Below are 24,839 nucleotides of genomic sequence, written 5' to 3' on the forward strand. Positions count from 1 at the left end.
CCGATAATGCACATTATGACATGTCGCCGAGAGGCGACCGCGTTCACCCTCTCCCGCGACCACAGCGGGCCGTCGCCGCTCGGGCCGCGTAGCGTGCGGCCGGTGCGCTATCTCATCATCGGGACCGGAGCCGTCGGCGGAGTGATCGGCGGGCTGCTGGCGGCCGCCGGCCGGGACGTCGTGCTCGTCGCTCGACACCGTCAGCTGGACGCGCTGACCGCCGACGGCCTCGAGGTGGCGACCGCCGACCGCGTCCTGCACGTGCATCCTCCGACGGCAGCCGGCCCCGACGACGTGGACCTGCGCCCGGACGACGTGCTGGTCCTCGCGGTGAAGAGCCAGGACACCGCCGACGCCCTGGACTCCTGGGCGGATCGTCCCGTCCGAGGCGGCGGCACCGCGGCGACGGATCTCCCCCTGGTGTGCGCCCAGAACGGCGTCGACAACGAGCGGGCCGCCCTGCGCAGGTTCGCGCACGTCGTCGGCATGTGCGTCTGGCTGCCGGCGACCCACCTCGAACCCGGGCGCGTCACGGCCGGCAGCACGCCGGTCCCCGGGGTCCTCTGGCTCGGACCCGTGCCGATCGGCGGTCCCGCCCCGACGCAGATCGCGACGGACCTCGTCGCGGCGGGCTTCCGGGCGCCGGTGGTCGACGACGTCATGGCGTGGAAGGCCTACAAGCTCGTGACCAACCTGGGCAACGCCATCGAGGCCCTGTGCGGGACCGACCGGGACGATGCCGCCCGCGAGCTGGGCGCCCGTGCGGACGCGGAGGGCCGGGCAGCCCTGGCCGCGGCGGGCGTGCACCTGGTGCCCGACGCCGAGCACGACGCCGCCCGCGCGGAGTTCCACATGGGACGCCTTCCCGGCGAGGGCGGCGGCGGGTCGTCGTGGCAGTCGCTCGCCCGCGGGACCGGCTCGGTCGAGGCCGACTACCTCAACGGGGAGATCGTGCTGCTCGGACGCCTGCACGGCGTGCCGACACCGGTGAACGCGATGCTCCAGCAGCTCGCCCGCCAGGCGGCGGCCGCGGGCTCGAAGCCGGGTGCGTACGACGCGGCGGACCTGCTCGCGCGCCTGGGCTAGGAGGCCTCGGCCGCTCGGAGCGTGAGCACGTACCGCTCCTCGGTCTGCGACGGGTCCCGCGGGAGCACCTGACGCTCCCCCGTCCGCGTGAAGCCCGCGCGCACGTACAGGTCGCCTGCCGCGTTGTTGCCGTCGAGCAGCCACAACGAGACGGTCCGCGCGTCCTGCGCGGTGGCCGCCGCGCGGACGGCGTCCAGGAGCGCCCACCCGATGCCGTGCCGACGCGACTCCGCCGCCACCCACAGCGAGACGACGTGCCGGTCGTCCACGGGTGACCCGGGCTCCTGCATCATGGTGACGATGCCGCGGCCGACTCCCCCGTCGTCCACGGCGATCCAGGTGGTCGACGTCCGCAGGCGCATGCGCCAGTGCGACTCGACGAAGCGTTCCTCCCGGGCCAGCGAGGCCCCGAACACGTCCGGGTCCTCCCGCAGGGCGCGAAGCCGCACCTCCTGGACGAGTCGCCAGTCGCTCTCCCCCACCTGTTGGACAATCACCTGCACAGGATGCCTCACGACCGGCGAAGTCGCGGTCAGGGTTCCTCGCGCGCCGTCCGACCCTCCGGCGTGCCGCCATGGCCCTCGGGGTCGGGCACCGACCGCGCGGCGTCGGCGATCTCCTCCTCCGGCCGCGGCGCCACGGTCTCGTCGTACTCCAGCGCGGGCACCTCATGCCCCACGGGCTCCGTCACGGTGATCTCCTTCCGACGCGTCCACACTACGAGCGGCCCGCGCGGTGCGCGGGCCGGAGGGCTCAGAGGTCGACCCCCTCACCAGGGTCGAGGGCGATCGGGTCACCCGCGCCGCCGAGACGGCCCAGGAGGCTGGTGGCCATCCCCCGGCCGGCCGCGCTGAGGAGCGCGTCGTGGATCACCACGAGCCTGCCGGGGTTCACGCTGCGCACGTAGTCGACCACGTCGCCGAGCTTGAGCCACGGCGCGCCGACCGGCGTGCAGAGGACGTCGACCTGGGCGCCCGACGGGTCGACGTACGCGTCGCCCGGGTGCAGGACGCCGGCGACGAGGTAGCCGACGTTGTGCACGCGGGGGACGTCCTGGTGGACCAGCTCGTGCCACTCCCCCTGCACCGCGACCTCGAACCCGCCCGCGGTGACGGTGTCGCCCGCGCGGACCGCGTGCACGCGGTGGGCCGGGGCGCCCGCGCCGACCAGGACGTCGACGACCGACTGCGGTGCCCAGACCTCGAGGCCCGCCAGGACCGCCTCGACGACGGGTTCGGTGGCCACGTGGTCACCGTGCTCGTGGGTGATCAGCACCGCCGAGACACCGTCGAGCGCTCCCGGGAGCTCGGAGAAGACGCCCGGGTCGATGACCAGACGGTCCTCGCCCCGGTCGAGACGGATGCAGGCGTGCCCCCAGCGAGTCAGTCGGACGCTCATCGGTCCAGTCTGTCCTGACCTGCGCACCGGTGCCCAGGGAACCGCCGTGCGGGTGGATCGGCGTCCCGGTTTTCGTCGTGGAGACGTCCCCCGGATACGGTGTCGCTCGTGCTGGTGCTCGGGGTGTGCAGTCTCAAGGGTGGCGTGGGCAAGACGTCGATCACTCTCGGCCTGGCGTCGGCTGCCCTCGAGCGCGGCCTGCACACCCTGGTCATCGACCTCGACCCGCAGGGCGACAGCACCATGGCTCTGGGCGCGCGCCCGCAGGCCGGGGACGTCGCGTCCGTCCTCGACGCCCCGAGCGCGGCGACGATGGAGGCCGCGACCGTGCTGTCGTCGTGGGCCGACGAGGGCCTGGACGTGCTCGCCGGGTCCGAGAGGTCCGCAGCGCACGACCGCCTCGACGACGACGACGTCGACCGGCTGCACTACGCCCTGTCCTGGGTGCACGGCTACGACCTCGTGCTCATCGACTGCCCCCCGTCGCTGGGCGGGCTGACGCGCACCGGCCTCACCGCGTGCGACCGGGCGCTCGTCGTCACCGAGCCCGGTCTGTTCGCCGTCATGGCCGTCGGTCGCGCCATGCGCACCATCGACGAGCTGCGCCGCGGTCCCGCCCCGGCGCTCCAGCCGCTCGGCATCGTCGTCAACCGTGTCCGCGCCCGCTCGATCGAGCAGGCGTTCCGGCAGGAGGAGCTGCAGACGCTGTACGGCCCCCTGGTGCTCACCCCGCCCGTGCCCGAGCGCGCGGCGCTGCAGCAGGCGCAGGGAGCCGCCCAGCCCGTGCACGCGTGGCCCGGTGCCGCGGCGGCCGAGCTCGCGCGGACGTTCGACGCGCTGCTCGACCGCGCCCTGCGCGCACCGCGCCACTGACGCGACGAGAGCGGCCACCCGATCGGGCAGCCGCTCTCGTCCAGATGCTGTGGGCTCAGCCGGCAGTGCGCGCCTGACGCCGCACCGCGAGCTCGTCCTGCGGGGACGGCTCGTGCGTGACGTCGTCCTCCTCGTCGGCACGCTCGGAGGGAAGCTCGGCGAGGGTTCCCTCGACCTCGCGCCAGACGCGCCCGACGGCGATGCCGAAGACGCCCTGACCGCCCTGCACGAGGTCGATGACCTCGTCGGCCGACGTGCACTCGTACACGCTGGCGCCGTCGGACATGAGGGTGATCTGCGCCAGGTCGTCGACCCCGCGCTCGCGCAGGTGGCTGACGGCGGTGCGGATCTGCTGCAGCGACACGCCCGTGTCGAGCAGCCGCTTGACCACCTTGAGCACGAGGATGTCCCGGAAGCTGTACAGGCGCTGCGTGCCCGACCCGGTGGCCGGACGGATCGACGGCTCGACCAGGCCGGTGCGGGCCCAGTAGTCGAGCTGGCGGTACGTGATCCCGGCGGCGCGGCAGGCGGTCGGGCCGCGGTAGCCGGTCGCGGTGTCGAGGTCGGGGAGGTCGTCGTCGAACAGCATGCCCTGAGCGCGCTGCGGGACCGCCCCGCTGACGCTCTCGGCACTCTCGGTGCTGGTCACGAATCCTCCACTCGTCGCGAGCCGGTCGGCGGACAGCTCCCCCGGCTGCTTGTCAGACTAGGCCCGTGGCGCGACGGACGCCATGACGCCCGCCGGGCGTGTCGCGACCGGCGAGTCTCACCTTCGACCTGAGGGCGAAGGTTTGTCCCGGGCAACTCTCACGTGCCCTGCTCGTCGTCGGGTTCGGCGCCCGTGCTGAAGTCCTCGGGAGTGACCAGGTCGAGGAACCTGCGGAAGCGCTCGAGGTCCTGCTCCGACGTCGTCGTCCGCACCTCGACCCCGGCGATCGCGACGACCTCCGCCGAGCACAGGACCGGGCAGCCGAACCGCAGCGCCAGGGCGATGGCGTCGGATGCTCGCGAGTCGACGCGCGGCCCGGTCCGCAGCACGAGCTCCGCGTGGAACACCCCGTCCTCGAGCCGGGTGATCTCGACCCGGGTCAGGCCCGAGCCGGTGGCGACCAGGACGTCGCGCAGCAGGTCGTGCGTCATGGGCCGCGGCGGCACGATGCCTGCCTGGGCGGACGCGATCGCGCTCGCCTCCGCCGGGCCGATGAGGATGGGGACCAGCAGCTCGGAGTCCGGGTCGAGCAGGAGCACGACGATCTCGTCGTCGGCCAGGTGCTGACGCACCCCGACGATCTCGACCGGCACGAGCTCGGCGTCCTCCCCCATGCCGCCCACGCTACGACGCCGACGCCGATCCGGCGCCCCTACGGGTGTCTCGACCTCGTTACGGTGCGAGGTCGGCGACCGCCGCGCGAACGAGGGCCGTGTGCATCTGGTTGCAGAGCTCGCCCACCTCCGCCGCGAGCGTGCCGGCCCGCGCCCGCGACGAGGCGCTGCGCTGGCCGCGCCACGGGGCCACCACCTGCTCGACCAGGTCCGCCTGCCGTTCGGCCGAGGTGCGGAACTGCCGCAGGTGTCGCGCGTCGATGCCGTGCTCGGCGAGCGCCGCAGCAGCGATCACGATGTCTCGCGCCCACGGGTCGAACGACGACGCGGCGCCGTGCGGGCGCAGCACGCCCGCGGCGACGAGGTCGTCGACGAACGCGGGCTCGACGCCGGCCTCGCGGGCCAGCGCGTCCACGGTCCATCGGGTACCGGTCGCCTCGCGGACGCCGTCACGGGTGGCGAGCCGAGCGCGCGGCCCGGGCTCGTCCTCCTCGCCGGCGTMCAGCGCCGCGAGGCGGTCGCCGATGACCTTCAGCGGCATGTACCGGTCCCGCTGCTGGCGCAGCACGAAGCGCAGCCGCTCGATGTCCGCCGGCGAGTACTGCCGGTAGCCGGCGGCCGTGCGCACGGGCTCGACCAGGCCCTGCTCCTCGAGGAACCGGAGCTTGGAGGTGGTGACCGCCGGGAACTCGATCTGGAGCGAGGCCAGCACGTCGGAGATGCGCATCGAGGCGCGCCGCGAGATCCCGCGGGGCCACGGCTCGTGCTCGCCTGCGGGGGCGACGGCGGCCTCGGAGGGCTCGGGCTGCACGCGCTGCGCACGGGCACTCGTCACGTCGCGCTCCCCCTCGGATCGGGGGTCTGCGTCAGGTGCCGGCCGGTCACGCGCCGGCCGTGTCGCGGTGCGGGCTGGGGTGGAACGTCATCCGGTACTTGCCGATCTGCACTTCGTCGCCCGCCCGGAGCACCGACTGGTCGATCCGCGTGCGGTTGACGTACGTCCCGTTCAGCGAGCCGATGTCCCGGACGACGAACGTCTGCCCGTCGCGGACGAACTCCGCGTGCTTGCGGGAGACCGTGACGTCGTCCAGGAAGATGTCCGCACCCGTCGAGCGGCCCGCGACGGTCCGCTCGGCGTCGAGCAGGAACCGGGCCCCGGCGCTGGGGCCGCGCTGCATCACCAGGAGCGCCGACGTGGGCGGCAGCGCGTGCACCGCCGCGACCTCGTCCGGGGTGAGCCCGACAGGAGCCGCCGCCTCGATCTCGACCGGCTCTACCGCTCCGAAGCTCATCGTCGTGTCGGGTCCGTTGGCGGGACGTCCGACCTGCGGATCCTCGCCGCTCATGCCACCTCCCGGGCCCGTTCCTCGCGTCGACCACCGGCGTTCCTCGGGGTCAGGCACACCCTATGCGGACCGGGCGGGTCGGCGCAGCACGTCCTCGCCCCAGGTCGGGGCCGAAAAGTCGTGCGGGCGACCGTCAGAAGGAACAGACCAGGATCAATCGCCCTCGGGCGGCACCGGGGTGGCGTACCGCGGGTCCGGCACGTCCCGGATCGCGTCGACCACGACCTTGTCCGCGCTGTCGACCGTGCCCCGGCCGCCGTTGTTGCGCACCTGCGCCATGGCGCCGCCGGGGATCTGCAGAGCGGGCGCGATGATGTCGGGGTCGCCGATCGCGATCCACCTGTAGGGGGCGGTGAGCGCGACGCCGTCGAGGACTACGGCCCCACCGGTGCCGGTGAACGAGCTGCTCGCGGTGACGCGCCGGTCGTTGAGCTGCACGGCCTCCGCTCCCGCGTTGCGCAGCTCCTCCAGCATGTTGAGCATGGTGATCGGCTTGATCAGCCCGTCGGGCTCGGTCAGTGTGACGGTCACGCCGGGGCCCTCCGCCGGCAGCCGGCCCGTGAGGATGCCCTGGGTCTCCGCGCTGCGGCGCAGGGCGTCGAGCGCGGCCTGGCGACGGTCCGAGCCCGACAGCAGGTCGTCCCGCTCGCGCGCCAGGTCGGCCGACTCACGCGCGAGGGCGTCGCCCCGGTTGGTGGTCTCGTCGAGGATGCGCACCAGGTCGCCCTGGCGCATGCCCGCGAGGTCCGCGCCGCTGGACTGTCGCACCTGCGCGACGAGCGCGAAACCCAGCACCGCGCAGAGGACGCCGGCCAGCACCTGCGCCCGGTTCATGCGGGGTCGCAGGGCGCGGCCGAGCACGACCCAGCCGCTCGGCGGATCCGAGGGAGCGGGCTGCGGCTCGCCTGCACGCTCGGGGCTCTCCGGCTCGACGGTTCCGGTCTCGCTCAGCGGCGAGGTCGCAGAGGGTGCCTCCTTCGCCACCGGCCGGTCGGGCTCGTCGTCGACGGCCGGATCCAGGTCGGGCACGAACACCTTCGGACCGCGTTCGGGGTCGCGCAGGTCGGACGCGTCGTCGGCGGGCGCGAGCTCGTCGTGGTCGGGCGACGGTGCGTCGTCGTCCCGCACGGGCGGTTGCACGCTCGACGCGTCGTCGTCGGGCGCGGGCCGCCGCACGTCCGCCTCGTCTCGCTCGTCGTGCATCGGGGTCACGCTCACGCCTTGAAGAGGTGCCGGCGGATCGAGGCGGCGTTGGAGAAGATCCGGATGCCCAGGACGACGACGACGGCCGTCGACAGCTGCGTGCCCACCCCGAGCTGGTCGCCGAGGAACACGATCAGAGCCGCGACCACGACGTTGGAGAGGAAGGAGATGAGGAAGACCCGGTCGTCGAAGATGCCGTCGAGCATCGCGCGCAGGCCGCCGAACAGGGCGTCCAGCGCGGCGACGACCGCGATAGGAAGGTACGGCTGGAGCTCGGTGGGGACCGTGGGCTGCAGCAGCAGTCCACCGACGACGCCGATGAGCAGACCGATGACCGCGATCACGTGCCGTCCTCCCCTGTCGGAACTGCGGACTCTGTCACACCCGTCTCGTCCGGCGCACCCTCGGGCTGCGGGCTCGCCTCCGGGACGCTCGCGGAGTGCAGGGTGACCTGCCCGGTGCCCGGCAGCTCCAACGAGCTCTGCGACGAGAGCTGGACGCCGATGCCGAAGTTGCTCCGCAAGGTGGCCAGGTGCTGGCCGGCGCTCCCGCGCGCCAGCGACGTCTGCATGTCGACCGCGTCGCCGATCGCGTCGACCGTGTACGGGCTGCTCAGCGCCACCAGGTCCACCAGGACGGCATCGCCTGCGCTGCGGATCGCGGTCATCGCGGTGAGGCGCTGACCGTTGACCGCGACCGCCTCGGCCCCGGCTGCCCACAGCCCGTTGACCACGACCTGCAGGTCGACGTCCTGCACGCGCAGCTCGGGGTCCTCGGCGTCGGGATCGTCGGACGGCGCGTCGGTGAGCACGAGCCGCAGGCCAGGACCCGTCACGGCCTGGACCCCGGACTCCACCGCGTCCGCGGTGATCTCGTCGCGGACGGCCTGACCCTCGTCGCCGAGCAGCTGCGCCTGGAGCGTGGCGATCTGGGTGGTCATCGCGGTGATCTCGACCTGCGTGGCGTCCGCCTCCGCGCTGCGCTGCTCGATCTGCTTCTCCAGCAGCGAGCGCGCGGCTTGCACGGAGCCGGCCGGCTGGCGCAGGGCGATCGTGGCGGCCGTGGCCCCCAGACCGAGCGCGATGGCGAGCGCGACGAGCCCGGCGGTCGACCGGACGGTCTGGCGCGGACCCGTCCCGGCCGCACGCCGGGCCGCGGCCTGCGCGTAGCCCGGGTCGAGCGGGCGACGGTAGAACTCGGTGATCAAGGTCATCGACGCGTCCGGCGGGCCCGCCGCCGGACGCGGGCCACCGGAGCCGTGTCGGGTGCTCATGCCGGCTCGGCGGTGTCGCGCAGGAGGTGGCGGGCCTGCGCGAGATAGAGCCCCGCGGAGAACCAGTAGAGCGCGACGCCCCACAGCGCGAAGGCCCACCCGACCACGCCGGCGACCGTGCCGACCCAGGAGTCCCACTGCGCGAGCAGCAGCAGCGGGAACGCGTAGAGGAGGGCGAAGGTGCCGGCCTTGCCCGCCAGGTGCACCGGGAGCGGCGCGTACCCGACCCGGGCAAGCACGACGAGCATCACCGCGAGGACCACGTCGCGCAGCACCAGGACGCCCAGCAGCCACCACGGCACGACGTCGCGCCACGCGAGGGCGACGAGCGTCACGATGATGAAGAGCCGGTCGGCTGCGGGGTCGAGGAGCTGGCCGAGGCGCGACACCTGACCGAGCCGGCGGGCGAGGACACCGTCGAGCCAGTCGCTGGCGCCGGAGACGGCGAGCACCACGACGGCCCAGCCGTCGTGCCCCTGCACGAGGAGCACCGCGAAGACCGGGACCAGCAGCAGCCGCACGAAGCTGATGAGGTTCGGGACGGTCAGCACGCGCGTGGAGACGATGTCGTTGCTCGTCACTGCCTCCCCCGTCACCGTCCCGTCCGTGCGGCGTCGATCCTATGCGGACCGCGGGACCGCCCAGGACGACGGCGCGCACATCCCCCGTCGGGGTGCCAGAGTTCGAGAATGGCGCACAGTAACGACCCGGACGTGATCACCCGGCTCCTGACCACGCCCGGCCGTTGGGCCGTGGTCGGGCTGTCGAGCAACAGCGCGCGCGCCGCGTACGGCGTGGCGCGGTACGTCCAGTCGCTCGGCCACACGATCGTCCCGGTCCACCCGAAGGCGGAGACGGTGCACGGCGTCCCTGGTGTGCCCACGCTCGCCGACGTCGGCGGCCCGATCGACGTCGTCGACGTCTTCGTCAACAGCCACCTCGCGGGCGAGGTGGTCGACCAGGCGATCGCCGTGGGCGCCCGTGCGGTCTGGCTCCAGCTCGGGGTCGTCGACGAGGACGCCGCGGAGCGTGCGCGGGCAGCCGGGCTCGACGTCGTGATGGACGCCTGCCCGGCGATCGAGGGTCCGCGCCGCGGCCTGTGACGGCGCGCACGGGGGCTGTGCGCGACGTCACGCGTGGTCGGCCAGCCGCCGACGAGCTCCGCCCGGTAGACTCCTCGATGAATCTGGAGTTCGTCGCGTCCCCCTTCGAGGCGTCGCCACCACCGCTGTGTCGGTCGGGGCCCGCCTCGCGTCGTGTGGTCTAGGCATCGCGTGAGCGGTTGCCACTGGGTGGTCCGGGGCTGCGACCCGCTGTTCGCCGACCTGGTGCACGGTTCAGGGCTCCGCCCCGCGATGATCGGTTCCCGCATTTCATGAGCTCTGTTGCGCCCTCGTCCATGCCCGAGAACGGCACCTTCGACGCGCTGGGTCTCCCCCCGGCACTCCAGTCCGCGATCGCGGATCTCGGTTTCACCACTCCCTCCGCCATCCAGGCGCAGGCCATCCCCGCCCTGCTGACCGGCCGGGACATCGTCGGCGTCGCCCAGACCGGCACCGGCAAGACCGCCGCGTTCGGCCTGCCGCTGCTCGCCGCGATCGACTACGACCTGCCCGCGGTCCAGGCGGTCGTCCTGACCCCGACGCGTGAGCTCGCGATGCAGGTGGCCGACGCCATCCAGTCGTTCGCGACGCACCTGCCCGGCCTCAACGTGCTCGCGGTGTACGGCGGCTCGCCGTTCCTGCCGCAGCAGCGCGCGCTGTCCCGCGGCGCGCAGGTCGTCGTCGGCACCCCCGGTCGTGTGCTCGACCACCTCGACCGCCGCACGCTGAAGATGGACCAGGTCCGCTTCCTCGTGCTCGACGAGGCCGACGAGATGCTCCGCATGGGCTTCGCCGAGGACGTCGACAAGGTCCTGTCCGCCGCGCCCCGCGAGCGTCAGGTCGCCCTGTTCTCCGCGACGATGCCGCCGCAGATCCGCCGGGTCGCCGAGCAGCACCTCAACCACCCGGTCGAGATCACCGTCTCGCGCCAGGCGTCCACCGTGACGAGCGTCCGCCAGACGTACGCCGTCGTCCCGCACCGCCACAAGACCGGCGCGCTCGCCCGCGTGCTCGCCGTGTCCGAGGCCGACGCCGCCATCGTCTTCGTCCGCACCCGCGGTGCCGCCGAGGAGGTCGGCAGCGCGCTGATCGAGCGCGGCATCTCCGCCGCCTACATCTCCGGTGACGTCGCCCAGACCGAGCGCGAGAAGATCGTCGACCGCCTGCGCACCGGTGCCCTCGACGTGCTCGTCGCCACCGACGTGGCCGCGCGTGGTCTCGACGTCGACCGCATCGGCCTCGTCGTCAACTTCGACGTGCCGCGCGAGCCCGAGACCTACGTGCACCGCATCGGCCGCACCGGCCGTGCCGGTCGCGAGGGCGAGGCGCTGTCGTTCGTCACGCCCGCCGAGCAGTCGCGGCTGCGCCAGATCGAGCGGACCACGCGCCAGTCGCTGCTGCAGGTCGACATCCCGTCGCCGGCCGAGGTCTCCGCGCACCGCGTGCAGGCCCTGCTCGCCCGCACGGGCGCCCGCGCCGAGCTCGGTCGCCTGGACCTGTACCGCGAGGCCATCGCTGTGCACCTGGCCCAGAACCCCGACGTCGACCCGGTCGACCTGCTCGCTGTCGTCACCGCCCTCGCGGTCGGCGACGAGGGCCCCGTGGCCGTCCAGGGCGACGACCTCGACGACGCGCTCTCCCGCGCCCACCTCACCGGTGGCGGTCGCGAGCGCGACGCCGAGCGCAGCTACGACCGTCCCGAGCGGGGCGAGCGTCGCCGCGCCGACACGCACATCGCCGGGGGCTCGCCGCGCTGGCGCGTCGCCGTCGGGCACCGGGACGGCCTCCAGCCGGGCGCCCTCGTAGGTGCGCTCACCGGTGAGGGTGGCCTGACCGGCAAGGACGTCGGCAAGATCGACATCTTCGGCAGCTTCGCGCTGGTGGACATCCCGGCCGGTCTCTCGGCCGACGTCATCGACCGCCTGGCGCGCACCCGCGTCGCCGGTCGTCCCCTGCGGATCCGTCTCGACTCGGGCCCGCGCCCGGGCCACGGCGCCTCGCGCCCGACGCACGGCCCGGCCCGCGGCCGCAGCTGATCGCACACCCTTCGCCCCTGTCTCCCCTCCGGGAGGCAGGGGCGTCGTGCTACCGGAGGACCGACCCGGGGGCAGGGCGTCCTGGGCGCGACGCCCCGCGCAGCACGGTGATGTCCGCCTCGCGGAGCACCTCGCCGACGTCGCGGAAGCCGCGGATGCTGCCGAGCACCCCGATGGCGACGCGCGAGCCCAGCTCCTGCCGTAGCTGGTCCAGGAGCAGCGACAGCCGCGCCGGCATGCCACCCGGGCCCACGTCGTCGAGCAGCACGACGAAGTCGTCCTCCGCGATGCGCGCGGGCGTGTCTCCCTCGCGCAACGAGCGTCGCAGCCGGCGGACCAGCTCGCGGTGCAGGTCGAGACGCGCGTCGCCGACGCCGTCGAGGCGACCCTGGGTCGGGACGGTCGGCCCGTCGAGGACCCGCACGAGCGCGAGAGCGCAGTCGTACCCGGGGGCCCGGCGGGTCCGCAGCACGGCCGCCCCGAGGCGGTCGAGGAACAGCAGCCGGTTGACCAGGCCGGTCTCCGGGTCGCGCAGCGCGTCCCGCTGGAGCGCGAGCTCGGCCTCCTTGCGCTCGGTGACGTCGACCAGGGCGCCGACCAGCCGGGCGGGACAGCCGGCGTCGTCCAGCACCGTCACGGCGCGGCAGAGCATCCAGCGGTAGTCGCCCGACGACGTCCGCACGCGGTGCTCGAGCTCGAGCGGCGACCCGGCGCCGGCCAGCTGCGAGGCGATCGACGCCGAGAGCTCGTCGCGGTCGGCGGGGTGCACGCGCTCGAGCCACTCCCCCGGCGAGTCGCCGATGACGTCGTCGGCATAGCCGAGCGTCTGCTTCCAGCGCGGCGAGTAGTAGACCGTGCCGGCCGACACGTCCCAGTCCCAGGTGCCGTCGTGCGCCGCCATCGACGCGAGCGCGTACCGCTCCTCGCTGGCGCGGACGGTGTCCGCCAGCGACCGCTCCCGCGCGGCGGCCTGCTCCAGGGCCCGGCGCTGCTCGCGCAGGTTGGCGAGCAGCCGCTCCTGGTCGAGCGCCACCGCGAGCAGGGCCGCCCAGTGGTTGAACCGGTCGCGCGCGCTCGTGGCGCGGGTCTCCACCGTGCCGTCGATCGCGAGCAGCCCCCAGTCGCTGCCGCCGAACGTCACCGGCACGACGAACGTCAGCTCGTTCGACCCGACGGTCCCGGCGCGCGTGAGGGCGGCGGGCGGGAACTGGCTCGCGGTCGTGCGCACGCCCACCAGGCGCGACAGGGTGCCCGACGTGTCGTGGACGCCGACGATCTCCATCTCGCGGTCGCCGGGCCCCCGGTCCGCGCCGAGCCACAGCCCCAGGCAGGCGTGCCCCCGCACGCCGCGCGGCAACCAGCCGAGCGCCCGCGGGCTGGCTCCGTCGCCGCGCAGCAGGTCCATGTCGACCTCGTACTGGTCGACGATCGTCCGTTCGAGCTGCCCGCTGCGCGCCAGCATCGACCTGGTGCAACCCTTGGTCACCGCCAGCAGCACCTCGGTGACCGCGCGCCGCACCGCCGTGTCGTGCTGCGGGTGCGAGAGCGCTTCCACGACGTCGTTCTCGACCTCGCGGAGGCAGGTCACCAGCTGCTCGAGCGCCTCGGGGTGCGGCTGCATCGCGACCGTCAGATCGGCGAGACGCGCCAGGGTCGGCGCGCCGGGCAGCGACCCGCGCTCGGCCGCCGCTTCGATGGGCTCGATCACGGCGTGCCACCACGCCTCCCGCGGCGCGGCACCAGGGCGCCGCGCTCCTCCGACGCCGGACGGTCCCACGAAGGCGGTCTCGGCGAGCGCCCGGAGCGACTGGTAGCCGCTGCGCCCGCCGGTCGCGTCCGCCGGGGTGGACGCCGACCGGGTGGCCTCCGTGCAGCCGCAGGACTCGCGCAGGACAAGAGAGGACGGCGCCCGGTACTCCCCGCCGGGCACCTCCTCGCCACGCATGCGGGACAGCAGCAGCGAGACGGCCGTCTCGCCCACCCGGTCGTAGTGCGCGTCGACCGTCGAGAGCCGGGGCGTCACCCGGGCGCCCGAGTCGGCGTGGTCGAACCCGATGACGGCCTGGTCGCGCGGCAGGACGAGGCCGGCGGCCCGCAGCGCGCGCTGGAAGCCGATCGCGTTCCGGTCCGTGGCGGCGACGACCGCCGTGGTCGGGGTACCGGCGGTCAGCATGCGTGCGGCCGCGTCGGCGCCGCCCTGCTCGTGGTTGTCGGACGCCTCGAAGATCCAGGCGTCGGGGGCCTCGATGCCGTGCTCGGCGAGCGTCGCGCGGTACGCGGCGAAGCGCTCGCGCATGTCGCGCTGCGTGAGGCAGCCGACGAAGCCGATCGCGGTGTGGCCGTGCCCGAGCAGGTGCTCGACGGCGGCCTTCACCCCGCCGGGGTTGTCGGGGAGGACCACGGCGTCCTCGGCGGACTGCGGCTCCTCGCTCACCAGCACCACCGGCAGCCCCCATTGTTGGACCGAGGCCAGCCGGTCGCTGCGCAGCGCCTTGCCGACGACGACGAGGCCGTCCACCGCCCCCAGCGCGACGGGCGCGTCGAGGATGGACTCGTCGGGGTACCGCTCGCGGTCGAGCCCCGCCGGGTACGTCTGCACCGCGACCACGCGGTGCCCGGCGGCCCGCGCGGCCCGCGCGACCCCGGCGATCAGCGCCCCGAAGTAGAACCCACCGACCACCGGCGACAGGACACCGATCGTTCGTCGCGCCGTCGGAGAGACCGGCCCGCGTCGCACTGTTCCCATGACCCCACATCCCTCGCCCACGTCGTCGGAGCCGAGATGATGCATTTCACCCGCATCGGGCGACACACTAGGTGATCGTGGTCACACCTGCATATGACTCCGGAGCGCCCGCCTCTTCCCCGTCACGGTCGACGCCGACATCCGGGCCGTCCTCCCCCAGCCCTTCGCCGGCCCCGGCGCGCCGCCCGACGATCACCGACGTGGCCCGCGCGGCCGGCGTCTCGATCGCCGTCGTCTCGTACGCCCTCAACGGTCGGCCGGGGGTCTCGGCAGCGACGCGCGAACGCGTCCTGCGGGTCGCCGACGAGTTCGGGTGGCGCCCGAGCGCGGCCGCGCGGTCGATGCGGGCGGGCCCCCGTGCCATCGGTCTCGTCGTCGACCGGGGCGGCGCCGCGGGGCCCGTCGCTCAAGCCACCGGCGTGCTCGAGTTCGTCGTCTCCCTGCAGGAGGTGCTCGCCACCCGCAACCTCGCGCTCGTGCTCCAGATCGTCGACGGACCCGAGGCCGCCGTCGCGCTCTACGGCGAGTGGTGGGCGGAGCGCCGGTTCGACGTCATGGTCGTCACCGACGTCCTCGCCGAGGACCCGCGGATCGACGCGCTCCGCCGCCTGCGCGCCCCCGCGGTGGTCGTCGGTGCAGGTCAGAGCGATGTCGACCTCGCCGCGGTGACCCTGGACGACGGCGAGGCGTTCCGGCGCGTGGGCCGCTACCTGCTCGAGCTGGGGCACCGGCACGTGGCGCTGGTGAGCGGTCCGAAGGCGCTGCTGCGCACGCGAGCGCGCGTCGGCGCGCTCTCCACGGCCCTCGACGCGGCCGGTGGCGTGCTCGCGCACGAGGCCACGGGAGGCGCCGCGGAGGAGGCCGCGGTGGCGACCAGACGACTCCTCACGGGAGGTCGGGTGCCGACCGCGATCGTCTACGACTCCGACCAGATGGCCGTCGCCGCGCTCGACGTCGCGCGCCGGACGGGGCTCGCCGTGCCGTGGGACCTGTCCATCGTCGCCGGCTCCGACTCGGCCCTCTGCCGCCTCGCGACCCCCTCCATCACGACCCTCCCGTCGGCCCAGCGGGACCTCGGGACGGCCACCGGCGAGGCCGTGCTGGCGGTGCTCGACGGCGACCCGCGCGCGCGCCGGGAGCTCCAGATCGGCGGCCTCGCGGTGCGGGGCAGCACCGGCCCGCGGTCAAGATGAGAACGCTCTCATGCGAGTCACAGTTTGATAACGCGAAGGGCCTAAACGTTTCGCCCCGTGCCGTCCGGAAAATCCTCGTGGTGGTCTAGCGAACCAGTCGCCGTGGACTTCCCCGGGCGACTTGCGCCCGGGCGGGATGGCCGGCCGGGCACGCCGAACGACTCCCGGAGGACTACGTGTCCACACACGGCAAGAKAGCGGTGAGGCAGCGTCTTCGCGCGGCCGCTACCGCAGCGGCAGCGATGGCGCTGGTCGCAGCACCCCTGTGCATCACCACGAGTGCGAGCGCCGCCGAGGCGCACGTCGACAACCCCTACGCCGGCGCCACGCAGTACGTGAACCCCACGTGGGCGGCGTCGGTTGAGAGCGCTGCCACACGCGCCGGCGACGCCACCCTCGCCGCGAAGATGCACACCGTCGCCAAGCAGCCCACCGCGGTCTGGATGGACCGGATCACGGCGATCACCGGCAACGCCGACGGTCAGGGACTGAAGTTCCACCTCGACAACGCCGTGGCGCAGAAGGGCTCCGCACCCCTCGTCCTCAACCTGGTCATCTACGACCTGCCCGGCCGCGACTGCTACGCCCTGGCGTCCAACGGTGAGCTCCCCGCCACCGACGCCGGGCTCGCGCGCTACAAGACCGAGTACATCGACGCCATCGCGGCGCTGCTCAGCGACCCGAAGTACGCCAACATCCGGATCTCGGCCACCATCGAGCCCGACTCGCTGCCCAACCTGGTGACCAACAGCTCCGAGGCGCTCTGCCAGCAGGCGGCGCCCTACTACCGGGCCGGCGTGAAGTACGCGCTCGACAAGCTGCACGCGATCCCCAACGTCTACACGTACATCGACATCGGCCACTCGGGGTGGCTCGGCTGGGACAGCAACGCCGGTCCCGCCGCGACACTGTTCGCCGACGTGGCGAAGTCCACGACCGCCGGCTTCGCCTCGGTCGACGGCTTCATCAGCGACGTCGCCAACACGACCCCGCTCAACGAGCCGTTCCTCACGGACGGGTCCGCGTCCCTCAACAACACCCCGATCCGCTCGAGCGGCTTCTACGAGTGGAACTACGACTTCGACGAGGTCGACTTCACCGCCCACATGTACCGACTGCTCACGGCGGCCGGGTTCCCGTCCACGCTGGGCATGGTCGTCGACACGTCGCGCAACGGCTGGGGCGGCCCGAACCGGCCCACCGCCGTCTCGACGAGCACCGACCTCAACACCTACGTGGACCAGTCGCGCGTCGACCGTCGCGTCCACCGCGGCGCCTGGTGCAACCCGGAGGGCGCCGGCATCGGCGAGCTCCCGCAGTCGTCGCCGGCCGGCTACGCCAGCTCGCACCTCGACGCCTTCGTCTGGATCAAGCCCCCGGGTGAGTCCGACGGTGCGTCGACGGACATCGCGAACGACCAGGGCAAGCGGTTCGACCGCATGTGCGACCCGACCTTCGTCTCGCCCAAGCTCAAGAACCAGCTGACCGGCGCCACGCCGGGCGCCCCGCTCGCAGGCCAGTGGTTCGAGACCCAGTTCAAGACGCTGGTCACCAACGCCTACCCGGTCATCGCGGGCGGCTCCACTCCCCCGGCCGACACCACGGCGCCGTCGGCGCCGACGGGCCTGGCCGCGGGCACGCCGACCTCGACGAGCATCCCGCTGTCGTGGACGGCCTCGACGGACAACGTGGCCGTCGCCGGCTACGACGTCTACCGCGGCACCACGCTGGTCGGCACGTCCACCTCGACGAGCTACACCGTGACCGGCCTGTCCGCCGCGACCGCGTACTCGTTCACGGTCAAGGCCAAGGACGCCGCCGGCAACGTGTCGGCATCGTCGGCAGCCGTCTCGGCCATCACGGCGTCCGGCACGGTCACCGACACGACGGCACCCTCGGTGCCGACGGGCCTGGCGGCCGGCTCGACGACGACCACGACCGTCCCGCTGACGTGGAACGCGTCGACGGACAACACCGGCGGCACGGGCGTCGCCGGCTACGAGGTCTACCGCGGCACCACGCTCGTGGCGACCACCACGTCGACGAGCTACACCGTGACGGGCCTGTCCGCCGCCACCGCGTACTCGTTCACGGTCAAGGCCAAGGACCTGGCGGGCAACGTCTCGGCGGCCTCGGCCGCGGTCTCGGCCACCACGCAGACGGCCACCACGACGGACACCACGGCGCCCTCGGCCCCGACCGCGCTCGCGGCCGGCACGACGACGACGTCCACGGTCCCGCTGGCATGGACCGCCTCGACCGACAACGTGGCCGTGACCGGCTACGACGTCTACAACGGCAGCACGCTGGTGGGCTCCTCGACCTCGCCGAGCTACACCGTGACCGGCCTCGCGGCCGCCACGACGTACTCGTTCACGGTCAAGGCCAAGGACGCGGCCGGCAACGTGTCGGCAGCCTCGGCGGCGGCCTCGGCCACCACCAAGTCGGCCACGACGACCAGCAGCTGCTCGGTCAAGTACACGGCCAACAGCTGGAACACCGGCTTCACCGGGTCGATCAAGCTGACGAACACCGGCAGCTCCGCGATCAACGGCTGGACCCTCGGCTTCTCCTTCGCCAACGGTCAGGCCGTCACGCAGGGCTGGAGCGCCGACTGGGCGCAGTCCGGTGCAGCGGTCACCGCGAAGGGCCTGTCGTGGAACTCCACGCTGGCGCCCGGAGCCTCGACCGACATCGGGTTCAACGGCTCGCACACGGGCACGAACAACGCGCCCACCGCCTTCACGCTGAACGGTGCGCCCTGCACCGTCGTCGCGTGAGCTAGCGGCAGCACGACCGAGCGGGGGTCCTCCCACGGGAGGGCCCCCGTTCGGCTGTCAGGAGACGGCGTCCTTCACGGCGGCGACGAGCTCGTCGACGTCCGCCTCGGTGGTGTCGAACGAGCACATGAGCCGGACCTCGCCGGTCTCCACGATCCAGTCGTAGAACCTCCAGCGGCGGCGGAGCACGTCGGCGACGCCCGGCGGGAAGATCACGAAGATGCCGTTGGCCTGCGTCGGGCGCGTCACCCGGACGCCGGGCAGGTGCTCGATGCCCGTGCGCAGCCGCGCCGCCATGGCGTTCGCGTGCCCCGCGGACCGCAGCCACAGGTCGCCCTCGAACAGCGCGACGAGCTGGGCGGAGACGAAGCGCATCTTCGACGCCAGCTGCATGTCCATCTTGCGCAGGTAGGTGAGCCCGCCGTCCGCGGCGGGATCCAGCACCACGACCGCCTCGCCGAACAGGAGCCCGTTCTTGGTGCCGCCCAGCGAGAGCAGGTCGACGCCGGCGTCCGTGGTGAATGCCCGCAGCGGCACGCCCAGGCTCGCCGCGGCGTTGGAGATCCGGGCGCCGTCCAGGTGCAGCTTGAGGCCGAGCCCGTGCGCCTGGTCGGCCAGGGCGCGGACCTCGTCGGGCGTGTAGACCGTGCCCAGCTCGGTGGCCTGGGTGATCGAGACGACGCCTGGCTGCGCGCGGTGCTCGTCGCCGAATCCCCACGCCTGCGTGGCGACGAGCTCGGGCGTCAGCTTCCCGTCCGGCGTCGGGACCGTGAGCAGCTTGAGGCCGCCGACCCGCTCGGGCGCGCCGTTCTCGTCGGTGTGGATGTGCGCGGTCTCCGCGCAGACGACGGCTCCCCAGCGCGGCAGCACGGACTGCAGCGACAGCACGTTGGCGCCCGTCCCGTTGAACACCGGGAACGCGGACGCCGCGCTGCCGAAATGGTTCTGGACGACCTCCTGCAGCCGGGCGGTGTAGACGTCCTCGCCGTACGCGGTCTGGTGGCCTCCGTTGGCCTCGGCGATCGCGGCGAGCACCTCGGGGTGCACCCCCGCGTAGTTGTCGGAGGCGAAGTCGCGGCGGTCGGCATCATGCAGTCGGGTCACGGGGAGCAGTCTCCCCCGACGGACGAGGCCGCTGCACATGCGTGCCCGGCGTGCCATGCGGGATGATCCGTGGATTCACCGAGGAGGCTGACCTTGCCCGAGATCGACGCCGATCCCGACGACGGCCGGACCGAGACCGACAACGAGCGCGCGGACCGCAACTGGAACGAGCTGCTCCAGGAGCTGCGCGTCACGCAGACGGGCACGCAGATCCTCACGGGCTTCCTGCTGACGATCCCGTTCCAGCAACGGTTCGCGGATCTCGACGACTACCAGAAGGACCTCTACCTGGTGCTCGTGGTCCTGGCCGTGCTGGCGACTGCCTTGTTCGTGGCGCCCGTCAGCCTGCACCGCATCCTGTTCGGCCGGAAGCTCAAGCCCGAGCTGGTCACGGCGGGGGCCGGGTTCGCCCGCGCCGGTCTGGTGGTGCTCGCCCTCGTCATGGCGGGAAGCGCCGCACTGATCTTCGACGTCGTCGTGTCCCGCGACGCGGGCCGGGCCATCGGGATCTCGTCGCTGGTGCTGCTGTTCGTGTCGTGGTGGGTGGTCCCGCGAGTCATCGCGCGGCGCGAGCGGGTCTGACGGTCAGGACGAGGCGGCCGCCCGGCAGGCGGCGCAGGTGCCGACGAGCTCGATGGTGTGGTCGACGTCGTCGAACCCGTGCGCGGCGCCCACCTGGGCCGCCCACGCCTCGGCCTGCCCGGCCTCGATCTCGACCGTCCGGCCGCAGGACCGGCACACGAGGTGGTGGTGATGACTCCGCTGCTCGCACCGGCGGTAGACCGACTCGCCGTCCTCGGTGCGCAGCACGTCCACGTCACCGTGCTCGGACAGGCTCTGGACGGCGCGGTAGACGGTGGCCAGGCCCACGCTCGACCCGCGGGCGCGGAGCATCTCGTGCAGCTGCTGGGCGCTGCGGAACTCGTCGACGTCCTCGAGGAGGTCCAGGATCTCGGCGCGCTGTCGCGTCTGCCGCGGGACCACCACCATGCCGGGACCTCGCCTTCCTGAGAGTGGTTCCCACTATAACGCGACAGAGCCCCCGGTCCCGAAGGACCGAGGGCTCTGTCGGCAGTGCTGAGGTCAGCTCTGGACGGCGCGCTTGAGGGCGCTGCCGGCCGTGAGCTTGACGCGGTAGCCCGCGGGGATCTCGAGCTTCTCACCCGTCTGGGGGTTGATGCCGGTGCGGGCACCGCGCTCGGCGCGGGCCACGGCCAGGAAGCCGGGGATCGTGACGGCCTCGCCGGCGGCGAGGTTCTCGATGAGGACCTCCTGGAAGGCCTTGAGGGCCTTGTCCGCGTCGGTGTTGGTGAGGCCGGTCTTGGCCGCGACGGCCTGGACGAGCTCGGTGCGGTTCACGCTCACTGGTTGTGCTCCTCTGTGTTCACTCGGACGTGCGGGCCCACTTCCGGGCCGTGTTCCCAGGCGCGCGGCAGGACCGCGGCAACCGGGGACGATCGGCTGACACTAACCCGAGAAACCCCGGGATCCGCGCACCGGGCGTGTCGCGTCAGCGGTGCGTGCGCGCCAGGAGCTCCTCGACGGGCAGCGTGGTGATCACGCGGGCGGGTTCCAGGTCGTGCTGCGCGGCCCTCGCGCAGCCGGCCATGAGCCAGTCCAGCTGGCCGGGTGCGTGCGAGTCCGAGTCGATCGAGAAGTCGCAGCCCGCGTCGATCGCGAGCGCCAGGAGCTCGTGCGGGGGGTCGAGGCGGTCGGGCCTGCAGTTGATCTCGACGGCGACGCCGTGCTCGGCGCACGCGTCGAAGACCGCACGCGCGTCGAACTCGCTCTGCGGGCGGCTCTTGCCCTTGATCTGACGACCCGTGCAGTGGCCGAGGACGTCGGTGCGCGGGTTGCTCACCGCGGCGATCATCCGGCGCGTCATCGGCCCGGACTCCATGCGGAGCTTGGAGTGCACCGACGCCACCACGACGTCGAGCTGGTCCAACAGGTCCGGGTCCTGGTCGAGGTCGCCGTCGTCGAGGATGTCGCACTCGATCCCGGTGAGGACCCGGAACGGCCCGACCGCGCGGTTCAACGCGCTGACCTGATCCAGCTGGGCGCGCAGCCGGGGCGCCGACAGGCCGTTGGCCACCGTGAGGCGCGGCGAGTGGTCGGTGATCGCCAGGTACTCGTGGCCCAGCTCGAGGGCGGCCAGCACCATCTCCTGGATGGGCGTCGCACCGTCCGACGCCTCGGTGTGGGAGTGGAGGTCGCCCCGGAGCGCCGCGCGCAGCGCCGCCGCGCGGGGATCGACGTCGGCGCGCGCCGCCGACGCGTACTCGGCCTCGAGCGTGTCGAGGTACTCGACCGGCTTGCCCCGCAGCACGTGCGCGACGACGTCGGCCGTCCGGGCACCGACCGCGGGCAGGTCGGCCAGCGATCCCGACGCGGCGAGCGCCACGAGGCGGTCGGGATCCTGCCGCTCGACGCTGACGGCCGCCTTGCGGAAGGCCTCGGACCGGTACGGGCTGGCCTGGGCGCGCTCGAGCAGGAACGCGATGCGGCGCAGCGATGCGACCGACTCCGCCTGCCTGTCGGCTGCCTCGCTCACGACGCCTTGCGACGCGTCTTGCGCGGGGTCGGCTCGTCCTCGTCGGACTTCGGCTTCTTCGCCTTGGCCTTGGGCTTCGCCGGCTCCTCGTCGGCGGCCGGGCCGTCTCCGCGGGCACCGCGCGCCTTCTCCACACTGCGCTGGAGCGCCGCGAGCAGGTCGACGACGTCGCCGCCGCCGTCCGCGCCGGCCTCCGCGCCTGGAGGCACCGGCACGGAACGCGTGTTCCCGGTGGAGACCTTCGCCTCGATCAGCTGCTCGAGGGCGCCCGCGTACCGGTCCTCGTACTGCGACGGGTCGAAGTCGGCGGCCAGCGAGTCGACGAGCGAGGCAGCCATCGCGAGCTCCTGGGGGCGCACCGAGACGTCGTCGTCGAGCACCGGGAAGTCGGCCGCGCGGATCTCGTCTGGCCACAGCAGCGTCTGCATGACGATGACGTTGTCGCGCACGCGCAGGATCGCCATCGACTCGCGTTGGCGCAGCGCGACCTTCACCACGGCCACCCGGTCCGCCTGCTCGAGCGCCCCGCGCAGGAGCGCGTACGGCTTGGCGGCGGTCTTCTCGGGCTCCAGGTAGTACGTCTTCTGCAGGAGGATCGGGTCCACCTGGTCCACCGGCACGAACTCGAGCACCTCGATCTCGCGCTCGGTGGACAGCGGGAGCGACGCGAAGTCCTCGTCCGTGAGCACCACGAGCTCACCGTCGTCGGTCTCGTAGCCCTTGGCGATGTCGGACATCTCGACCGGCTCGTTGTCGATGCTGCAGAACTTGCGGTACCGGATCCGGCCGCCGTCCTCCTTGTGCACCTGGTGCAGCGTGACCTCGTGCTCGCCGGTGGCCGAGTACAACCGCACCGGCACGTTGACCAGCCCGAAGGCGACCGCACCCTTCCAGATCGCTCGCATGGTCGTGACCTCCGTCGGTGGCTGCTGGGCGTGTTGGGCTCGACCGCGCCTCGCGCGGCCTCCTATGGGCAGGATGGACCCGTGGAGCCCATGCTCGCCACCCCTGCAACCGGTCCGGCTGAGCTCCCGCGCGGGTCCGAGTGGGCCTTCGAGGTGAAGTGGGACGGCGTCCGGGCGCTCGCGGACACGACCTCGGGCCGGCTGCGGCTGTGGAGCCGCAACGAGCGCGAGATCACCCCGGCGTACCCGGAGCTGGCCGGGCTGGCCGACCTCCAGGGCGCGATCCTCGACGGCGAGATCGTCCTCATGGCCGACGGMATCCCGTCGTTCAGCGCCCTCGCGGAGCGGATGCACGTGCGCGACCCGCGGCGTGCCGAGGCCCTCGCAGCCCAGCGCCCGGTGACGTTCCTGGTGTTCGACGTGCTGCGGCTGTACGGCGTGGACCTCACGCGGAGCACCTACGACGAGCGCCGGGACACGCTGTCCCGGCTCGACCTGCCCGACCGCGTCGAGCTCTCCCCGGTGTACCCGGACGGCGCGGACCTGTGGGAGATCACCAAGCAGCTCGGCCTCGAGGGCGTCGTCGCCAAGCGGCGGTCGTCGGCCTACCAGCCGGGCCGGCGGTCGCCGGACTGGGTCAAGGCGCCGCACCGCACCACGCGCGCGGCGCTCGTCGGCGGCTGGCGCGAGGAGACCAACGGGTCCGGCCGGCTCGGCGCGGTCCTCTTCGGCGCCCGCGACGCCGACGGCGCGCTGCGCTACCTCGGCCGGGCCGGCAGCGGGCTGACGGGCAAGCGGGCCACCGAGCTGCAACGGTTGCTCACGCCGCGGGCGGACTCCCCGTTCGACGACGAGGTGCCGGCGATCGACGCGCGCGGGACCCGGTGGGTGGAGCCCACCGTGGTCGTCGACACCCTCTACCTGACCCGGACGCCCACGGGCCGGCTGCGCCAGCCGGTCGTGCGGGGCGTGCGCACCGACACCGACGCCGACCCCTGGGAGCAGCCATGACACCCGAGCGCCAGATGGTCGACGTCGAGGGCCGGCAGGTGCGGGTCAGCCACCTGGAGAAGGTCATGTACCCCTCGACCGGCACGACCAAGGCCGAGGTCATGAACTACCTCGTGCAGGTGGCGCCCGGGCTCCTGGCCCAGCTCAAGGACCGGCCGGTCACCCGGATCCGGTGGCCCGACGGGGTTGCCGGCGAGAAGTTCTTCGAGAAGAACACCCCCCGGGGCGCGCCCGACTGGGTGCGCCGACAGACGCTGCGGGCCGCGCCCGGTGCGGAGGACGAGGGTGCCGAGCTGGAGCTGCCGTTCCTCGACGACCTGGCGGGGCTCGTGTGGGCGGCGAACCAGGGCGCGCTCGAGCTGCACACGCCACAGTGGCGGGTGGGGCCGCGCGGAAAGATCCACCGGCCCGACCGCTTGGTGGTCGACCTCGACCCGGGGGCGCCGGCGGGGCTGGCCGAGTGCGCAGAGGTGGCGCACCTCGTCGCGGACCGGCTGCGAGCGGACGGCATCGAGACGACGGTGCCCGTGACGTCGGGGAGCAAGGGGATGCAGCTGTACGCACCCCTGCCCGGGACGCAGACCGTGATGGAGATCCGGCAGTACGCGCGCGACGTCGCTTACGAGATCGCCGCCGCGAACTCCCGGCTGGTCGTCGCCGTCATGAAGAAGGACCTCCGCGGTGGCAAGGTGCTCATCGACTGGTCGCAGAACCACCCCGCGAAGACGACGATCACGCCGTACTCGCTGCGCGGCCGGGACGCCCCGCACGTCGCGGCGCCGCGCTGGTGGGACGAGATCGGCCCGGGTCTGGCGCAGCTGGGGCCCGACGAGGTGGCCGCGCGTTACGCCGAGCGAGGAGACCCGTTCGCCTGAGGCATCTCGGATGGCGAGGTGCCCCCACCT

Annotated in this window: 26 protein-coding genes; 9 read left to right on the plus strand and 17 right to left on the minus strand. The window is 73.2% G+C overall.

Features of this window, described 5'->3' with window-relative positions; genetic code table 11:
• The first annotated feature begins 102 nt into the window (after positions 1 to 102).
• Positions 103 to 1,086, plus strand: coding sequence for a ketopantoate reductase family protein (locus ACXJKA_RS08245; protein WP_456824704.1), 984 nt, complete (start codon positions 103 to 105; stop codon positions 1,084 to 1,086).
• On the opposite strand, the gene ACXJKA_RS08250 is transcribed toward ACXJKA_RS08245, so the two are convergent.
• From ACXJKA_RS08250 to ACXJKA_RS08260, 3 genes are all read right to left on the minus strand, one after another.
• The gene (locus ACXJKA_RS08250) at positions 1,083 to 1,583 is read right to left on the minus strand and encodes an N-acetyltransferase family protein (RefSeq protein WP_456824705.1); all 501 of its coding nucleotides are present in this window, start codon (positions 1,581 to 1,583) and stop codon (positions 1,083 to 1,085) included. The two genes, ACXJKA_RS08245 and ACXJKA_RS08250, sit on opposite strands and share 4 nt — an antisense overlap.
• Before the next feature lie 35 nt (positions 1,584 to 1,618).
• Positions 1,619 to 1,777: a hypothetical protein gene (locus ACXJKA_RS08255; RefSeq protein ID WP_456824706.1), complete on the minus strand. Its 159-nt coding sequence runs from the start codon at positions 1,775 to 1,777 to the stop codon at positions 1,619 to 1,621.
• A gap of 62 nt (positions 1,778 to 1,839) precedes the next feature.
• Complete coding sequence (locus tag ACXJKA_RS08260; RefSeq protein ID WP_456824707.1) at positions 1,840 to 2,484, minus strand: MBL fold metallo-hydrolase; 645 nt, start codon at positions 2,482 to 2,484, stop codon at positions 1,840 to 1,842.
• Between the two features lie 99 nt (positions 2,485 to 2,583).
• Here ACXJKA_RS08260 and ACXJKA_RS08265 point away from each other — a divergent pair, with 99 nt between their 5' ends.
• The gene (locus tag ACXJKA_RS08265) at positions 2,584 to 3,357 is read left to right on the plus strand and encodes a ParA family protein (RefSeq protein WP_456824708.1); all 774 of its coding nucleotides are present in this window, start codon (positions 2,584 to 2,586) and stop codon (positions 3,355 to 3,357) included.
• A 55-nt stretch (positions 3,358 to 3,412) separates the two neighbouring features.
• On the opposite strand, the gene ACXJKA_RS08270 is transcribed toward ACXJKA_RS08265, so the two are convergent.
• The 8 genes from ACXJKA_RS08270 to ACXJKA_RS08305 all read right to left on the minus strand — a co-directional run bounded on the left by ACXJKA_RS08270 (position 3,413) and on the right by ACXJKA_RS08305 (position 9,083).
• Entirely contained in the window at positions 3,413 to 4,006 is a 594-nt protein-coding gene (locus tag ACXJKA_RS08270) for a MerR family transcriptional regulator (RefSeq protein ID WP_456824709.1), read from the minus strand.
• 158 nt (positions 4,007 to 4,164) lie between these two features.
• Entirely contained in the window at positions 4,165 to 4,680 is a 516-nt protein-coding gene (locus ACXJKA_RS08275; protein WP_456824710.1) for a bifunctional nuclease family protein, read from the minus strand.
• A 58-nt stretch (positions 4,681 to 4,738) separates the two neighbouring features.
• Complete coding sequence (ftsR, locus tag ACXJKA_RS08280; protein WP_456824711.1) at positions 4,739 to 5,515, minus strand: transcriptional regulator FtsR; 777 nt, start codon at positions 5,513 to 5,515, stop codon at positions 4,739 to 4,741.
• A gap of 46 nt (positions 5,516 to 5,561) precedes the next feature.
• On the minus strand, positions 5,562 to 6,026 hold the full coding sequence (locus ACXJKA_RS08285; RefSeq protein WP_456824712.1) for an FHA domain-containing protein: 465 nt from the start codon (positions 6,024 to 6,026) through the stop codon (positions 5,562 to 5,564).
• 153 nt (positions 6,027 to 6,179) lie between these two features.
• A complete protein-coding gene (locus ACXJKA_RS08290) occupies positions 6,180 to 7,229 on the minus strand; it encodes a DUF881 domain-containing protein (protein WP_456824713.1) in 1,050 nt (349 codons plus the stop codon).
• An 11-nt stretch (positions 7,230 to 7,240) separates the two neighbouring features.
• Positions 7,241 to 7,573, minus strand: a complete 333-nt coding sequence (locus tag ACXJKA_RS08295; RefSeq protein WP_456824714.1) for a small basic family protein — start codon at positions 7,571 to 7,573, stop codon at positions 7,241 to 7,243.
• Complete coding sequence (locus tag ACXJKA_RS08300) at positions 7,570 to 8,502, minus strand: DUF881 domain-containing protein (protein WP_456824715.1); 933 nt, start codon at positions 8,500 to 8,502, stop codon at positions 7,570 to 7,572. The genes ACXJKA_RS08295 and ACXJKA_RS08300 overlap by 4 nt, the downstream gene beginning before the upstream one ends.
• A complete protein-coding gene (locus ACXJKA_RS08305; RefSeq protein WP_456824793.1) occupies positions 8,499 to 9,083 on the minus strand; it encodes a CDP-alcohol phosphatidyltransferase family protein in 585 nt (194 codons plus the stop codon). The genes ACXJKA_RS08300 and ACXJKA_RS08305 overlap by 4 nt, the downstream gene beginning before the upstream one ends.
• A gap of 108 nt (positions 9,084 to 9,191) precedes the next feature.
• On the opposite strand from ACXJKA_RS08305, the gene ACXJKA_RS08310 reads away from it, so the two are divergent.
• Positions 9,192 to 9,605 carry a CoA-binding protein gene (locus ACXJKA_RS08310; protein ID WP_456824716.1) on the plus strand — a complete coding sequence of 138 codons (414 nt, stop codon included), beginning with the start codon at positions 9,192 to 9,194 and terminating at the stop codon, positions 9,603 to 9,605.
• A 296-nt stretch (positions 9,606 to 9,901) separates the two neighbouring features.
• The gene (locus ACXJKA_RS08315) at positions 9,902 to 11,641 is read left to right on the plus strand and encodes a DEAD/DEAH box helicase (RefSeq protein ID WP_456824717.1); all 1,740 of its coding nucleotides are present in this window, start codon (positions 9,902 to 9,904) and stop codon (positions 11,639 to 11,641) included.
• Positions 11,642 to 11,690: 49 nt separating this feature from the next.
• On the opposite strand, the gene ACXJKA_RS08320 is transcribed toward ACXJKA_RS08315, so the two are convergent.
• Positions 11,691 to 14,387, minus strand: a complete 2,697-nt coding sequence (locus ACXJKA_RS08320) for a substrate-binding domain-containing protein (protein WP_456824718.1) — start codon at positions 14,385 to 14,387, stop codon at positions 11,691 to 11,693.
• A 200-nt stretch (positions 14,388 to 14,587) separates the two neighbouring features.
• Between ACXJKA_RS08320 and ACXJKA_RS08325 the strand changes: the two genes are divergently transcribed.
• Together ACXJKA_RS08325 and ACXJKA_RS08330 are read left to right on the plus strand one after the other, a co-directional pair.
• Complete coding sequence (locus ACXJKA_RS08325; RefSeq protein ID WP_456824719.1) at positions 14,588 to 15,580, plus strand: LacI family DNA-binding transcriptional regulator; 993 nt, start codon at positions 14,588 to 14,590, stop codon at positions 15,578 to 15,580.
• Positions 15,581 to 15,756: 176 nt separating this feature from the next.
• Positions 15,757 to 18,360, plus strand: a complete 2,604-nt coding sequence (locus ACXJKA_RS08330; protein ID WP_456824720.1) for a glycoside hydrolase family 6 protein — start codon at positions 15,757 to 15,759, stop codon at positions 18,358 to 18,360.
• Between the two features lie 57 nt (positions 18,361 to 18,417).
• On the opposite strand, the gene ACXJKA_RS08335 is transcribed toward ACXJKA_RS08330, so the two are convergent.
• Positions 18,418 to 19,503 (minus strand): threonine aldolase family protein, encoded by a 1,086-nt coding sequence (locus ACXJKA_RS08335; RefSeq protein ID WP_456824794.1) that lies wholly within the window; start codon positions 19,501 to 19,503, stop codon positions 18,418 to 18,420.
• A gap of 54 nt (positions 19,504 to 19,557) precedes the next feature.
• On the opposite strand from ACXJKA_RS08335, the gene ACXJKA_RS08340 reads away from it, so the two are divergent.
• Complete coding sequence (locus tag ACXJKA_RS08340; RefSeq protein ID WP_456824721.1) at positions 19,558 to 20,046, plus strand: DUF6328 family protein; 489 nt, start codon at positions 19,558 to 19,560, stop codon at positions 20,044 to 20,046.
• A gap of 3 nt (positions 20,047 to 20,049) precedes the next feature.
• Here ACXJKA_RS08340 and ACXJKA_RS08345 read toward each other — a convergent pair whose 3' ends face one another.
• From ACXJKA_RS08345 to ku, 4 genes are all read right to left on the minus strand, one after another.
• Positions 20,050 to 20,454: a Fur family transcriptional regulator gene (locus ACXJKA_RS08345; protein ID WP_456824722.1), complete on the minus strand. Its 405-nt coding sequence runs from the start codon at positions 20,452 to 20,454 to the stop codon at positions 20,050 to 20,052.
• 93 nt (positions 20,455 to 20,547) lie between these two features.
• Positions 20,548 to 20,829 (minus strand): HU family DNA-binding protein, encoded by a 282-nt coding sequence (locus ACXJKA_RS08350; protein ID WP_456824723.1) that lies wholly within the window; start codon positions 20,827 to 20,829, stop codon positions 20,548 to 20,550.
• A 145-nt stretch (positions 20,830 to 20,974) separates the two neighbouring features.
• A complete protein-coding gene (locus ACXJKA_RS08355) occupies positions 20,975 to 22,018 on the minus strand; it encodes a PHP domain-containing protein (protein WP_456824724.1) in 1,044 nt (347 codons plus the stop codon).
• Entirely contained in the window at positions 22,015 to 22,923 is a 909-nt protein-coding gene (ku, locus tag ACXJKA_RS08360; protein WP_456824725.1) for a non-homologous end joining protein Ku, read from the minus strand. The genes ACXJKA_RS08355 and ku overlap by 4 nt, the downstream gene beginning before the upstream one ends.
• A gap of 90 nt (positions 22,924 to 23,013) precedes the next feature.
• Here ku and ligD (ACXJKA_RS08365) point away from each other — a divergent pair, with 90 nt between their 5' ends.
• Both ligD (ACXJKA_RS08365) and ligD (ACXJKA_RS08370) read left to right on the plus strand, forming a co-directional pair.
• Positions 23,014 to 23,934: a non-homologous end-joining DNA ligase gene (gene ligD / locus ACXJKA_RS08365; protein WP_456824795.1), complete on the plus strand. Its 921-nt coding sequence runs from the start codon at positions 23,014 to 23,016 to the stop codon at positions 23,932 to 23,934.
• The gene (gene ligD, locus ACXJKA_RS08370) at positions 23,931 to 24,809 is read left to right on the plus strand and encodes a non-homologous end-joining DNA ligase (protein WP_456824726.1); all 879 of its coding nucleotides are present in this window, start codon (positions 23,931 to 23,933) and stop codon (positions 24,807 to 24,809) included. Before ligD (ACXJKA_RS08365) ends, ligD (ACXJKA_RS08370) begins: the two co-directional genes overlap by 4 nt.
• Positions 24,810 to 24,839: the final 30 nt, after the last annotated feature.

It is taken from the genome of Cellulomonas sp. P5_E12, assembly GCF_054049315.1.